This is a genomic window from Arthrobacter sp. ISL-69 (genome assembly GCF_018613775.1).
GTDB lineage: Bacteria > Actinomycetota > Actinomycetes > Actinomycetales > Micrococcaceae > Arthrobacter.
The window spans coordinates 13,985-27,367 of sequence record NZ_JAGGPO010000026.1 but is presented as its reverse complement, the minus strand read 5'-3'; the positions used below and the strand labels follow the sequence as shown (position 1 = coordinate 27,367).

Below are 13,383 nucleotides of genomic sequence, written 5' to 3'. Positions count from 1 at the left end.
GGACGGATAGAAGGAGAAGGAAATGGCAGGCCAGGAGCAACAGCAGCCGCAGTCGCGGGAAAGCGAAATCGAAGACGACGCCCCCGCAACGCCACCCGCAGCCGGGGACGCCCAGGCATCGGCAGCCACCCAGGGCGTGGACGACCTCCTGGACGAAATCGACGGCGTCCTCGAATCCAACGCCGAAGAATTCGTCCGGGCCTTCGTTCAAAAAGGCGGCCAGTAGGATTCACGCCGCCAGCGCCTGATAGGAGGACGGCAGCCCGGACGGTCGAAGAGACGTTGACCCACCACGTTGAAGGAGTGCATCAGTGCAGGACACAACAGCCAACCAGGTAGCTGCCAACGCGACGTCATCATTCACTGAACACCTTCAACGCAACAGGCCCGGCTTACTTCCATACAATCAGCCGTTCCCCACGCCCACTGGCCCTGGCTCGCAGCCGCTTCAGGTGCCGCATGCCACCACCATCGTCTCGCTGACCTATGGCGGGGGAGTGCTGATGGCCGGCGACCGCCGCGCCACGATGGGGAACATCATCGCGAGCAGGCACATTGAAAAGGTCTTTCCGGCAGACCGCTATTCGGTCCTGGGAATCGCGGGCACCGCGGGCATCGCCATCGACCTCACGCGGCTGTTCCAGGTGGAGCTGGAACACTACGAGAAGATCGAGGGAACGCTGCTGAGCCTCGAAGGCAAGGCCAACCGGCTCGGCGCAATGATCCGCGGTAACCTGCCCATGGCCATGCAGGGCCTAGCCGTTGTGCCCCTCTTCGCCGGGTTCGACCTCCCTGCCGGCATCGGCCGCCTGTTCTCGTACGATGTCACCGGCGGACGGTACGAGGAGCAGGAACACCACGCAGTGGGTTCGGGTTCCATGTTTGCCCGCGGAGCCCTCAAGAAGCTCTGGCGGCCGGGACTAAACGAAGAGGAGGCGGTGGCCGTCGCCGTCGAAGCCCTCTACGATGCGGCGGATGACGACTCGGCAACCGGCGGACCGGACCCGGTCCGGCAGTTGTGGCCGGTTGTCTACACCGTGGGCCGTAGCGGCGCCAGGCGCATCCCAGACCATGATCTCGCTGCCGTGGCCGCGGCCATCATCGAGGCCAGAACCGCAGCTCGGCGGGAGGCCTGATATGACTCAACAGTTTTATGTGTCGCCCGAACAGCTGATGAAGGACCGTGCGGATTTCGCACGGAAGGGAATTGCCCGGGGCCGGTCCGTCGTGGTGGTCAGCTGCGAGGAGGGAATCGCCCTCGTCGCGGAGAATCCGTCGCCGTCATTGCACAAGATCGGCGAGATCTACGACAAGATCGCCTTCGCCGCCGTCGGCAAGTACAACGAATTCGAAAGCCTCCGGCAGGCGGGGGTGCGGTACGCGGACGTCCGCGGGTACTCCTACGACCGCGAAGACGTCACGGCCAGGGGATTGGCCAGCGTCTACGCGCAGAGCCTCGGTGCCGTATTTACCGCCGAGCAGAAGCCGTTCGAGGTGGAACTTGCAGTGGTGGAAGTTGGCGGCAGCCCGGCCGACGACCACCTTTACCGGCTGACGTTCGACGGTTCGATTGCTGACGAAAAGGGCTTCATTGTGATGGGCGGTCAGGCAGACAAAGTGGCCGAGACCGTGGACGGCGGGTGGCAGCGGGAACTGAACTTCGCCGGTGCAATCAGGCTCGCCATGAAAGGACTGGTCACTGACAAGGAAGCGGGCGAGTTGCCCGCGTCAGCCCTTGAGGTGGCCGTACTGGACCGCAATTCGGAGGGCACCCGGGGATCCCGGCGGGCTTTCCGACGCCTCGGCGACGACGAAATCGCCGCCCTGCTGTCTGAGGAGAACTGAAATGGACAAGCGCATTTTCGGCATCGAAACCGAGTTCGGCATCTCTTACTCGAGCCCGGACTCGCGTCCGCTCGCCCCGGAGGAGGTGGCTCGCTACCTCTTCCGCAAAGTGGTCAGCTGGGGACGCTCGTCGAATGTGTTCCTGACCAACGGTTCCCGGCTCTACCTCGACGTGGGCTCCCACCCCGAGTACGCGACCGCCGAATGCGATGATCTGGGACAGCTGATCGCCCATGACCGCGCGGGCGAGCTGATCCTGGACGACCTCGTTGACGAGGCGCAGGAACGGCTGGCCGCCGAGGGGTTCAACGGCACGGTATACCTTTTCAAGAACAACACGGACTCCGCAGGCAATTCCTACGGCAGCCACGAAAACTACCTCATTCCCCGTCGCGGCGAATTCTCCAGGCTGGCGGAAATCCTGATTCCCTTCCTGGTGACCCGGCAGCTCATCGCCGGTGCCGGGAAAATCCTGAAGACCCCGCACGGGGCCACGTTCGCATTCTCCCAGCGCGCGGACCACATCTGGGAAGGCGTTTCCTCCGCCACCACCAGGTCCCGGCCCATCATCAACACCCGGGACGAACCGCACGCCGACGCCGAGTTCTACCGCCGTCTCCACGTGATCGTGGGTGACTCCAACATGTCTGAAACCACGGCCCTGATGAAGGTGGGCACCGTGGACCTCATCCTCCGGATGATCGAGGCAGGCGTGATCATGCGGGACATGCGGATGGAGAACCCCATCCGCAGCATCCGGGAGGTCTCCCACGATCTCAGTGGCAGGGCGCTCATCCGTCTGGCCAACGGCCGGCAGCTGACCGCGCTGGAGATCCAGCGCGAGTACCTGAACAAGGTCACCTCGTTTGTTGCCGAACACGGCGCGCACAATCAGCATGTGCCCCTCATCCTGGACCTGTGGGAACGGACGCTTTCCGCCATTGAGAGCGGAGACACCAGCACGATCGACACCGAGATCGACTGGGCCATCAAGAAGAAACTGATGGACAGCTACCGGAACCGGCACGGACTCGGGCTGGATGCGCCGCGGATTGCCCAGCTCGATCTCACCTACCACGACATCTCGCGGACCCGCGGTCTCTACTACCTGCTGCAAGCCAGGGGAGCGGTGCGCCGCGTGGTGGACGACACCACAGTCAAGGACGCTGTTGATGCGCCACCGCAGACAACCCGGGCAAAACTCCGCGGGGATTTCGTCCGCCGCGCACAGGAACTGGGCCGTGACTATACGGTGGACTGGGTGCACCTGAAGCTGAACGACCGCGCCCACCAGACGATCCTGTGCAAGGATCCGTTCCGGAACGTGGACGAGCGCGTCGATGCGCTCCTGGACTCTATGGGCTGATACCCAGCTTCAGGGGCTATTCTGGATGGGGCCGTTTACGCGGCCACAGACTGCGTTGCCGCGCATCATCGGCTGCAACGCATCCATCTTGCCCCGACGAAAGTTCTTACGTGCGCCGACTACTAGCAATTCTCATTCCCGGACTGCTGCTGATCACCGCCTGCGGCGGCTCGCCTGCAGCCCCGGAGCCCACCAGCCAGTCTGCTGGCGAGACCGCCAAGCTCGACTCTCTGAAGCTTACGGACAACGGTGACAAGAAGGCACCCGGAGTCGAATTCGATAAGCCCCTTGATGTGAAGGAACCCACCGTCAAGGTGGTTAACGAGGGCGACGGAGAGCGCCTCAAGGCGAACCAGATCGCCGACATCTCGATCCTCGCCGTCAGCGGCAAGGACGGCACCACGCTCGAAGACACCTTCGCGAAGGACCCCGAGCCCCTTGAGCTGAACGATGCACTTAAGACCGGCAACGCCGTGATCTACAACGCCTTCGTGGGCGCCAAGATCGGCTCGGAGCTTGCGCTTGCAGTCCCGGGCCAGGCTGCCCAGGAAGGCGCCGAGGCCGGCCCCACGCAGCTTCTGGTGGTTAAGGTACTGGCCGCCAAGGACGCCCCGAAGGTCCTCGACAAGCCGGAAGGCGAAACGGTCACGCCGCCCGCCGGACTGCCGACCGTCAAGGAAAACGACAAGGGAATCCCGGAAATCTCCGTCGAAGGTGTCAAGGCACCGACAGCCCTCGTCTCGCAGGACCTGATCAAGGGCACCGGCCCGGCCGTCAAGGAAACCGACACGCTGACCGTCAACTACGTCGGCGTCACCCTCAACGGTGGCACCAAGTTTGACTCCAGCTTCGACCGCGGCGAAAAGGCCAGCTTCCCGCTGACCGGCGTCATCAAGGGCTGGACGCAGGGGCTTGCCGGCAAGAACGTGGGCTCACGTGTCCTCCTGGTCGTCCCGAAGGATCTTGCCTACGGCGATGCCGGCCAGGGCGAGGCCAAGGGCGATCTGGTGTTCGTCGTCGATATCCTCGGCGTCAAGTAAGCCATCCCAATCCAAGAAAAAGGAGCAAACATGTCATTTGGACAGCGCAATTTCGACCGCCAGAAGCCGGAAATTGACTTCCCGGAGGGGGACGTCCCCACCGACCTGGTCATCACCGACCTCATCGAGGGCGACGGCGCCGAGGCCAAGCCGGGCGACACCGTTTCCACCCACTACGTCGGAGTCGCCTGGTCCACGGGCGAGGAGTTCGACGCCTCGTGGGGCCGCGGAGCTCCCCTGGACTTCCGGGTCGGCGTGGGCCAGGTCATCCAGGGCTGGGACCAGGGCCTGCTGGGCATGAAGGTCGGCGGCCGCCGCCGCCTCGAAATCCCCTCGGAACTCGCTTACGGATCCCGCGGTGCCGGCGGAGCGATCGGCCCCAACGAAGCGCTGATCTTCGTAGTGGACCTCGTCGGAGTCCGCTAAGCGGAGGAATGCCCGGCACCCGCCGGGCAAGCCACAGGGAGCGCGGTAACAATCGGAAGGAAATTTCCGTTTGTTGCCGCGCTTTCGGCATTAAGCCGCAGCGGCTTTAGTAACGTAGCCAAGGTGTCCGCCTCACGTACAGAACGCCTCCTGAACCTGCTCATCGCGCTGCTCAACACCCGCTACGGGCTGCGGCGCAGTGATCTGCGCGAAAAGGTCTACCACGACACAAGAAGCACCGAAGCTGCCTTCGGACGCATGTTCGAGCGGGACAAGAGCGACCTCCGCCAGTTCGGTTTTGACGTCGAGACGGTCATGGACCACGGCTGGAGTTCCGACGACCCGGCCACCACGCGCTACCGGATCGGCAAAGAGTCCAACCGGCTCCCGGATGTAAGCCTCACTTCCGCCGAATGCACCGTCCTCATCCTGGCGGCACAGCTGTGGGAGCGGGCCGCCCTGGGATCGGCGGCGCAGGACGCCATGCGCAAGCTGCAGGCAGCCGGCGGGCTCGCTGAGGCTGAACTGCCGGCCGGGGTCCAGCCGCGGATCAAACCAGCCGGGCAGGCCTTTGAGGACCTGATCACGGGGATGCACGCCCAGCATCCCGTTAGCTTCACATACCTTGCCGGCACTACCGGCCGTGAGGAGAACCGTACCGTTGAACCGTGGGGCCTCGGCAGCCGCTTTGGCCAGTGGTACCTGGTGGGTTTTGACCGGGACCGGGCCGCGAAGCGCTTCTTCCGGCTGTCCCGCTTCACATCGGCCGTGACCGTCCTCGACAAGGACAGCTACACGCCCCCGGCCGGCTTCAACGTCCGCAGCGAACTGGATTCGCTTCCTGAGCTGCCGGTGCAGTCCGCCCTGGTGGACGTGGCCGCAGGCAAGCTGCTGGGGCTGCGCAAGCGCGCCACCGAAACCCCCACACCGGAAGCGCCTGGCGCCATGCCCGACGGCGGATGGGACCGGCTCAGCGTTCCGTACCGCGACGCTGAGGTACTGGGGGAAGAGCTGGCCTCCTACGGTCCGAACGTGGTGGTCTCAGCGCCGGCGGAGCTGGCGGCCGCTGTCCGCAGAAGGCTGAAGGCCGCCGCGGATTTCTCCGCCTCCCCGGCTCCCGCCGTCGCCTTTCCGGACACCGTGCCGGCGAAGCGTCCTCGCAAACGAACGTCCGAGGACCAGCTCAAGAGGATGCTTCAGCTCGTCCCGTTCCTGGTCCACAACCAGGGCCTGCATATCAGCGAGGTCGCCTCCAGCTTCGGCGTGACGCGGAAAGAGCTGGAGGACGACCTGCGGATCCTGATATGTTCCGGCCTGCCCGAGGGTTACCCGGATGATCTCCTGGACATCCAGTGGGAAGACGACCACGTCTTCATCACACAGGACCTGGACCTCAATCGTCCCGTCCGTTTCACGGTGGACGAAGCGTGCGCCCTGCTGACCGGGCTGGAGACCCTCAACGGGCTCCCTGAGCTCGCCGAGGGGAGCGCGCTGGAGTCCGTAACGGTGAAGCTGATGGCCGCCGCGGGGGAGGAAGGCCTGAAGGCCGGCTCCATTGCCGGCCCCCAAGTCGGCCCGGCGAACTCGGTGCATCTGGCGACGATACGGCAAGCCATTGCGGACGGGCGCCAGCTGCACCTCACCTACTTTTCAGCGCAGCGCGACTCCATGTCCGAGCGGGACGTGGATCCCTTGCGGCTCTACTCCCTGGACAACACCTGGTACTTCGAGGCGTACTGCCACAGCGCCGGCGGCCTCCGGAACTTCCGGCTGGACCGCATCGAGGGGCTGGCGCCGAACCGACAGGCAGTGACGGAGGCGGCGAGACCCGCCGAGGGTTTCCCCGTCAAGCTGTTCACCCCGAACGACGACGACACCCTGGTAACGGTGCAACTGGCGCCCCAGGGCGCCGGCCTCGCAGACGACTATTACGCCGAACGGACAGCACCGCTACCGGGCGGCGGGCTTATTGCCGAGATCAGGTTCGGCAGCACCAGCTGGCTGCCCATGTTTGTTGCCCAGCATGGCGGCGCCGTCCGTATCCTGGAGCCGGCGGAGCTCGCCGACGCGGCGCAGGAATGGATCATCGCAGCACTGTCCCGTTACGGCGGTTAGACTTCTCAGCATGCCTTGGTGGTCCTGGATCCTGATTTGGATAGCGCTCGTAGCCGTTTCCCTGCTCTTTTATGTGCTGTTGGGGATCAGGCTTTTCCGCCAGTTCATGGCCACGATGAAGGTCCTGGGCGCTGCTGGCGAGCGGTTCGGCGCACCCCTCGCCGATATCACCGACCCGGCCCCCCAGCCGGGGACGGCCCCGGAGGGGCTGCAGGCCGTGCCAGGTTCTGCAGTTTTTGCCTCGCCGATGCAGATGAGACATGATTACCTCACGTCCAAATCCTCCCGCAGGGAAGAGCGCCGCCGGCGGCGCGTTCAGCGCAAAGCGGACCGTGGCCAGCCACAGGCGCTGCGCGACATCGAATTCAGTTAGACGTAGGATGTATTTCGAGGAAAGGACTTCCAGTGGGACGACTCTTTGAGGGCCCTTGGCCCATCGTGATTATTATCATCGTGGCTCTGCTGCTTTTTGCCGCGCCCAAACTTCCGGCCATGGCCCGCAGCCTCGGCCAGTCCATGCGGATCATCAAATCCGAGGTCAAGGAAATGAAGAACGACGGCAAACCCGAGACCAAGGACGGCACGGACCCAGTCGAGGGCAAGATCGTCAACCACCCGCAGTCCAGGCCGCAAAACGGTGACTCAACCAGCGGCACGGGCAGCGCAGACGGCACCGACGTTCCGCCGTCGAACCGCGTTTGACCTGAAGTGGCACTGACGAAGGGCCGTAAATCCAACCCCGAGGGTCGGATGGCCCTGATGGACCACCTTAAGGAGCTTAAGAACCGGCTCATTAAGTCAGCCATTGGCCTTGTCATCGGCGGGATCGGTGGCTGGATCCTCTACGACCCCGTATTGAGCGCCCTCAAGGAACCTGTTGACCGGATCGCCGAGCACACCGGCGGCACGTCTTCAGTCAACTTCTCTAGCATCGCCTCGCCGTTTGACTTCAAACTGCAGCTGTCGCTGCTGATCGGCGCCGTGATCTCGAGTCCCATCTGGATCTACCAGCTGTGGGCCTTCATCACCCCCGGGCTCACCAAGAAGGAGCGGCACTACACGCTCGGCTACATGGCCGCAGCCGTGCCGCTGTTCCTTGCCGGGGTGTGGGTGGGATGGATGGTGACGCCGCAGGTGGTGCGGGCGCTGACGCAGTTCACCCCGGCAGGGTTTTCCAACCTCATCGATGCCCGTGACTACGTCGATTTCGTCACCCGCATGGTCCTGTTCCTTGGCCTTGCCTTCCTGGTCCCTGTGGTCCTCGTGGGGGTCAACATGGCCGGCATCATCAGGGGTGAAACCATCCTGAAGGCATGGCGCATCACGGTCTTCCTCGTGTTCGTGCTTGCCGCCGTCGCTGCGCCGGGTGCGGATGCCCTGTCCATGTTCCTGCTCGCAGGCCCGCTGCTTGCACTCTTTTTCGCCGCCATCGGACTCTGTATCTTCAATGACCGGCGCCGGGACCGGAAGGCCGCGAAGATCGCCGCCGAAACTGAAGCGACCGCCGACGTCGCAACGCCCGGCTCCGAACTGGGGAAACTGTAGTCCCAAGCCCACTAGGCTGGAAGTATGTCCTCCACAACCGGGCCACAGTCGCCGTCCGAGCTTTATCGGGCCAGTGCCGAACGGACCGCAGAAGCAAACACTTACCTCGGTGCATTTGTCCGGACGCTGGATTTCGAACTTGACGATTTCCAGCGCCGGGCCTGCAGCTCCCTGCAGCAGGGGAAGGGAGTCCTGGTCGCGGCGCCCACCGGAGCCGGGAAGACCATCGTGGGGGAGTTCGCTATCTACCTGGCCCTCCAGCGGGGCCTCAAAGCCTTCTACACGACTCCCATCAAGGCCCTGAGCAACCAGAAGTACTCGGAGCTGGCCGGCAAGTACGGCCCGGAGAACGTGGGGCTCCTCACGGGGGACACCAGCATCAACGGCGATGCCCCGGTGGTAGTGATGACAACCGAAGTCCTGCGGAACATGCTTTACGCGGATTCGGACACCCTAGACGACCTTGGCTTCGTGGTCATGGATGAAGTCCATTACCTCGCTGACCGGTTCCGCGGCGCGGTCTGGGAAGAAGTGATCATCCACCTGCCCAGCGAAGTCCAGGTGGCGTCACTGAGCGCCACCGTTTCCAACGCCGAGGAATTCGGTGCCTGGCTGGACACGGTCCGCGGCCACACGGACGTGATCGTTTCCGAGCACCGTCCGGTCCCGCTCTGGCAGCATGTCATGGTGGGACGCGAAATCGTCGACCTCTTCGCCGGCGAAACGACCTTTGACGAAATCGCCCCGGCCGGGCAATCGGATCCCGCCGCGACGGCGGAAAAGGTCAACATTGCACTGGAACGGGGCTTCGAGGTGAACCCCGACCTCCTGGCCATGGCGCGCACCGAAAGCCAGATGAATTCGCGGGCCCGCTTCGGGCACGGCGGACGCAGCCAGCGCCGCCAGCAGGGCCAGCGCGGCGGGGACACCCGCGGGTCCCAGGGAGGCCAGCAGAGCCCCGTCCGCAAGGCCAGCCGCCCGCAGGTCATCGCCAGCCTGGACAGGCAGGACCTCCTGCCGTCGATTACGTTCATCTTTTCCCGGGCCGGTTGCGACGCAGCAGTTGCACAGTGCGTCTCGGCCGGATTATGGCTGACCACGGAACGGGAACAACAGGTCATCGCCCGCCGTGTTGACGAAGCGGCCCAGGACATTCCGTCAGATGATCTTGACGTGCTCGGCTTCTGGAGCTGGCGGGATGGCCTCCTGCGGGGCCTGGCTGCCCACCACGCCGGAATGCTTCCCACGTTCAAGGAAGTCGTGGAGAAACTCTTTGTCGAGGGTCTGGTCAAGGCGGTGTTCGCCACCGAAACCCTGGCGCTGGGCGTCAACATGCCGGCACGCTCGGTGGTGCTCGAAAAGCTGGACAAGTTCAACGGAGAAGCCCACGTTGGCATCACCGCCGGCGAGTACACCCAGCTCACGGGCCGGGCAGGCCGCCGCGGCATCGATGTGGAGGGCCACGCAGTGGTCCTGTGGCAGCCGGGCACCGACCCGACCGCCGTGGCTGGCCTGGCTTCACGGCGGACCTACCCGTTGAACTCCAGCTTCCGTCCCACGTACAACATGAGCATCAACCTGCTGGCCCAGTTCGGCAGGCCACGTGCCCGGGAAATCCTCGAATCCTCCTTTGCCCAGTTCCAGGCCGACCGTTCTGTGGTGGGCATTGCCAAGCAGGTCCGCAGCAGGGAGGAATCCCTGGCCGGTTTCCAGAAATCCATGACGTGCCACTTGGGCGACTTCACCGAGTACTCACGGCTGCGGCGGGAACTCTCGGACGCGGAAAACCTCGCCTCCCGCAGCACCTCACGGGCCCGGAAGTCCATTACCGAGGACTCGCTGAGCAGGTTGCTGCCCGGAGACGTGGTGGACGTGCCGACGGGCCGGGCGCCTGGCTTCGCCGTCGTGCTGGGGTCCGACCACAACTCACGCGAGCCGCGCCCTGCCGTGCTGACCCTCGACAACCAGCTACGCAGGCTTGGCATCCAGGACCTCGAAGGGCCAATCACCCCGGTCACCAGGGTGCGGATACCCAAGTCGTTCAACGCGAAGGTGCCCAAGTCACGCAAGGACCTGGCGTCCTCGGTCCGGAACGCGATCCGGGAAAACCGGCCGCCGTCCCCGGCCAGCAACCGGAACACCGATTTCGGCCGGTCCGCTGCCTTGCCGGATCAGGAAAAGAAGATCACCGAACTTCGGCTGGCGCTGCGGTCCCATCCCTGCCACGGCTGCAGCGAACGCGAGGACCACGCCCGCTGGTCCGAGCGCTGGTGGAAGCTGCGCCGCGAAACCGACGGACTGGTCCGCGAGATCCAGGGGCGGACCAACACCATCGCCAAGACATTCGATAGGGTCTGCGATCTCCTCTCCAGCTACGGCTACCTCGAGACCTCAGAATCGGGAAAGGTGACCATCAACGCCGACGGCCAGAAGCTGCGCCGGATTTACGGTGAAAAAGACCTCGTCATCTCCCAGTCCCTCCGGCAGGGCGCATTCAGCGACCTTGACGCCACGGAAGTCGCCGCACTCGCGAGCGTGCTGGTCTACCAGGCCAAGCGGGAAGAACGCGGTCTGCGGCCGAGGATGCCCAGCGTGTCGCTTGAGACCGCCGTCGATATTGTCGTCCGTGAGTGGTCCGTCCTGGAAGACGCCGAGGAGGCGAACAAACTGCCGTTGACCGGGGAGCCGGAACTCGGACTCGTCTGGCCGATATTCAAGTGGGCCAAGGGCCGGCACCTCCAGGAAGTCCTTAGCGGGACAGACCTCGCAGCGGGCGACTTTGTCCGGTGGGTCAAACAGGTCATTGACCTCCTCGACCAGCTGGCGAAGATCCCCGGCCTGGATCCCCGGCTTTCACGGCTGTGCTCGGAGGCCATCATCCTGGTGCGCCGCGGCGTGGTCGCATACTCCACGGTGGTGTGACCGCACGCCGGTCCCGCGAAGCACCGCACACCACAGCACACCATCCATAACCTTCAAGGCTGCTTAGGAGCACCACACAACATGACTGATGCACTGGCGGACCTGCCGGCCGGAGAACGCAAAGTGACGCTGTACCGCAACGGTTCGGTCTATACCGCTGCCGACCCGTTTGCCACCGCCATGCTGGTGGACGGGGACACTGTGGCCTGGGTCGGTTCGGAGCAGGCGGCAACGTCGATCGCTGATGCGTCCATGGAGATCATCGACCTGCACGGCGCCCTGGTGGCGCCCGGTTTTGTTGATTCACACGTTCACCTGACCGAAACGGGCATTGCCTTGGACGCGCTGCAACTGGGCGGCGTGCGTTCAGCGGCCGGAATCCTGGACGCGGTTGCCGCCGCCGTTGCCGGCTCGGACGCTGACGCCACCGTCCTTGGCCATGGCTGGGACGAAAGCCGCTGGGATGACCAGGCCCTGCCCGGCCGCGAGGAACTGGAGCGTGCCTCGGGCGGCAGGCGGGTGTATCTGTCGCGCGTGGACGCCCACTCCGCCCTCGTGTCGTCCTCACTGGCCGAAGCGGCAGGCCTGGACGGCCAGGACGGCTTCTCTTCCGGCGGCCAGGTCAAGCGGCATGCGCACACGTCGGCCCGGCTTGCCGCGAGGCAGCTCCCGGACAGCGTGCTGCGAAGCTACCAGGGCCGCGCCCTGGCTGAATCGGCCGCAAACGGGTACGTGGCCGTGGCCGAGATGGCGGCACCGCACATCGGCAGCACCACCGACCTGCGGATCGCAGCAGGGTGGAACAGCCAGGATCCTTCCGGGAAGCCCGTGCCTGAGGTCCTTCCGTATTGGGGCCAGCTGGCCGGGTCCGCGGACGATGCCCGGAGCATCCTCGATGGCCTAGGAGCCAGCGTGCGGGGCCTCGCGGGCGACCTGAACATTGACGGTTCCATAGGCTCCCGCACCGCGGCCCTGAGGGAGGACTACAGCGACGCGCCGGGGGAGCGCGGCAGCCTCTACCTGTCCGTGGACGAAGCGGCGGCCCACTTGGCTGCCTGTTCAGTGCTGGGAATCCAGGCCGGGTTCCACATCATCGGCGACGCCGGACTCGACGCAGCGCTGGATGCGCTGGACCGGGCGGCCGCGGAAGTGGGGGAGCAGCGGGTCAGGGCGGCCGGGCACCGGTTCGAACATGTTGAAATGGCCGATGCCGGTGCCATCGGCCGGCTGGCCAAGTACTCGGTAACAGTCAGTATGCAGCCCGTATTCGACGCAGCCTGGGGCGGCACCGGGCACCTGTACCAGGAGCGGCTGGGGCACCGGGAGCGTGCGATGAACGCCTTCGCCTCCTTCTACGCCGCAGGCGTTCCTATCTGCTTTGGCAGCGACAGCCCCGTGACACCGCTGAACCCATGGGCGAGCGTGCGTGCCTGCCTCGAGCACAGCAACCCGGACCAGCGCATCTCGGCCCGGGCCGCGTTCCTCGGCCACACAAGGGCCGGCTGGCGCGCAGCCAAGTACAGCAATCCGATGGCGGGCCAGCTGGTGCCGGGAGCACCCGCCAGCTTTGCGGTCTGGGAGGTGGAGGAACTCATGGTCCAGGTTGCGGACGGACGGGTGCAGTCCTGGAGCACGGATCCCCGGGCCCGCACCCCCCTGCTCCCGGCGCTGGACACGGGCAGCGATCCTGTCTGCCTGCTGACTGTCCGCGATGGGCAGGAGCTGTTCACAAACGGCTCCCTGCGGTCATAGTCCGGAAAGCCACCGGCGCGCCGTATGCTCCTGACCTGCGGTAATGGCTAAAACCGCACGTCAAACGCGGGTTGACACTGTTGAGGCTGTCCGTACCATTGTGGCAACGGACGGAATCCACCTTCAAGGGACTCCGTCTGGCCACGTCACTCTCCAGCGGGTTGCCCAACCCGGCCCTGCTGGCGGGCCAGGCCGTGGCAGTCCCAGGGGCAGGTCCACTTCGCAGCAGAAAACAGTTCCACCGGTGCACATCGCATCTGACTGAAACTGGCCCGAGGCATGTGGACCTGCCCGCGGCTTGCCCGTGTGACGCGCCCGGCAGGCCTGAACTCCCTATAATGGTGACTTGCGCCTTAAAGCCGGCACCTATGC

The 13,383-nt window shown here is 64.9% G+C and carries 12 protein-coding genes; all 12 read left to right on the top strand.

Features of this window, described 5'->3' with window-relative positions; all coding sequences use genetic code 11:
* Nucleotides 1–22 precede the first annotated feature (22 nt).
* Nucleotides 23–226 (top strand): ubiquitin-like protein Pup, encoded by a 204-nt coding sequence (locus J7I79_RS18545; RefSeq protein WP_104174275.1) that lies wholly within the window; start codon nucleotides 23–25, stop codon nucleotides 224–226.
* A gap of 85 nt (nucleotides 227–311) precedes the next feature.
* Complete coding sequence (gene prcB / locus J7I79_RS18540; protein ID WP_214955689.1) at nucleotides 312–1,136, top strand: proteasome subunit beta; 825 nt, start codon at nucleotides 312–314, stop codon at nucleotides 1,134–1,136.
* A gap of 1 nt (nucleotide 1,137) precedes the next feature.
* Nucleotides 1,138–1,845 carry a proteasome subunit alpha gene (gene prcA / locus J7I79_RS18535; RefSeq protein ID WP_214955687.1) on the top strand — a complete coding sequence of 236 codons (708 nt, stop codon included), beginning with the start codon at nucleotides 1,138–1,140 and terminating at the stop codon, nucleotides 1,843–1,845.
* 1 nt (nucleotide 1,846) lies between these two features.
* The gene (gene pafA, locus J7I79_RS18530) at nucleotides 1,847–3,211 is read left to right on the top strand and encodes a Pup--protein ligase (RefSeq protein ID WP_214955685.1); all 1,365 of its coding nucleotides are present in this window, start codon (nucleotides 1,847–1,849) and stop codon (nucleotides 3,209–3,211) included.
* 110 nt (nucleotides 3,212–3,321) lie between these two features.
* Nucleotides 3,322–4,251, top strand: coding sequence for an FKBP-type peptidyl-prolyl cis-trans isomerase (locus J7I79_RS18525; protein ID WP_104174279.1), 930 nt, complete (start codon nucleotides 3,322–3,324; stop codon nucleotides 4,249–4,251).
* Between the two features lie 30 nt (nucleotides 4,252–4,281).
* Nucleotides 4,282–4,677 (top strand): FKBP-type peptidyl-prolyl cis-trans isomerase, encoded by a 396-nt coding sequence (locus J7I79_RS18520; protein ID WP_104174280.1) that lies wholly within the window; start codon nucleotides 4,282–4,284, stop codon nucleotides 4,675–4,677.
* Nucleotides 4,678–4,800: 123 nt separating this feature from the next.
* Nucleotides 4,801–6,792: a YafY family protein gene (locus J7I79_RS18515; RefSeq protein WP_214955683.1), complete on the top strand. Its 1,992-nt coding sequence runs from the start codon at nucleotides 4,801–4,803 to the stop codon at nucleotides 6,790–6,792.
* A 10-nt stretch (nucleotides 6,793–6,802) separates the two neighbouring features.
* Nucleotides 6,803–7,165 carry a hypothetical protein gene (locus tag J7I79_RS18510; protein WP_214955682.1) on the top strand — a complete coding sequence of 121 codons (363 nt, stop codon included), beginning with the start codon at nucleotides 6,803–6,805 and terminating at the stop codon, nucleotides 7,163–7,165.
* A 32-nt stretch (nucleotides 7,166–7,197) separates the two neighbouring features.
* On the top strand, nucleotides 7,198–7,494 hold the full coding sequence (gene tatA / locus J7I79_RS18505; protein ID WP_104174283.1) for a Sec-independent protein translocase subunit TatA: 297 nt from the start codon (nucleotides 7,198–7,200) through the stop codon (nucleotides 7,492–7,494).
* 48 nt (nucleotides 7,495–7,542) lie between these two features.
* A complete protein-coding gene (tatC, locus tag J7I79_RS18500; protein ID WP_104174284.1) occupies nucleotides 7,543–8,337 on the top strand; it encodes a twin-arginine translocase subunit TatC in 795 nt (264 codons plus the stop codon).
* Nucleotides 8,338–8,361: 24 nt separating this feature from the next.
* Complete coding sequence (locus J7I79_RS18495) at nucleotides 8,362–11,259, top strand: RNA helicase (RefSeq protein ID WP_214955680.1); 2,898 nt, start codon at nucleotides 8,362–8,364, stop codon at nucleotides 11,257–11,259.
* An 81-nt stretch (nucleotides 11,260–11,340) separates the two neighbouring features.
* The gene (locus J7I79_RS18490; protein WP_214955678.1) at nucleotides 11,341–13,011 is read left to right on the top strand and encodes an amidohydrolase; all 1,671 of its coding nucleotides are present in this window, start codon (nucleotides 11,341–11,343) and stop codon (nucleotides 13,009–13,011) included.
* Nucleotides 13,012–13,383 lie beyond the last annotated feature (372 nt).

What these genes read in the sequence shown, in the direction of transcription:
- pafA (WP_214955685.1), top strand. Translation starts at nt 1,847, where the DNA reads ATGGACAAGCGCATTTTCGGCATCGAAACCGAGTTCGGCATCTCTTAC.
- J7I79_RS18495 (WP_214955680.1), top strand. Translation starts at nt 8,362, where the DNA reads ATGTCCTCCACAACCGGGCCACAGTCGCCGTCCGAGCTTTATCGGGCC.
- J7I79_RS18490 (WP_214955678.1), top strand. Translation starts at nt 11,341, where the DNA reads ATGACTGATGCACTGGCGGACCTGCCGGCCGGAGAACGCAAAGTGACG.
- J7I79_RS18520 (WP_104174280.1), top strand. Translation starts at nt 4,282, where the DNA reads ATGTCATTTGGACAGCGCAATTTCGACCGCCAGAAGCCGGAAATTGAC.
- tatC (WP_104174284.1), top strand. Translation starts at nt 7,543, where the DNA reads ATGGCCCTGATGGACCACCTTAAGGAGCTTAAGAACCGGCTCATTAAG.
- J7I79_RS18545 (WP_104174275.1), top strand. Translation starts at nt 23, where the DNA reads ATGGCAGGCCAGGAGCAACAGCAGCCGCAGTCGCGGGAAAGCGAAATC.
- J7I79_RS18510 (WP_214955682.1), top strand. Translation starts at nt 6,803, where the DNA reads ATGCCTTGGTGGTCCTGGATCCTGATTTGGATAGCGCTCGTAGCCGTT.
- prcA (WP_214955687.1), top strand. Translation starts at nt 1,138, where the DNA reads ATGACTCAACAGTTTTATGTGTCGCCCGAACAGCTGATGAAGGACCGT.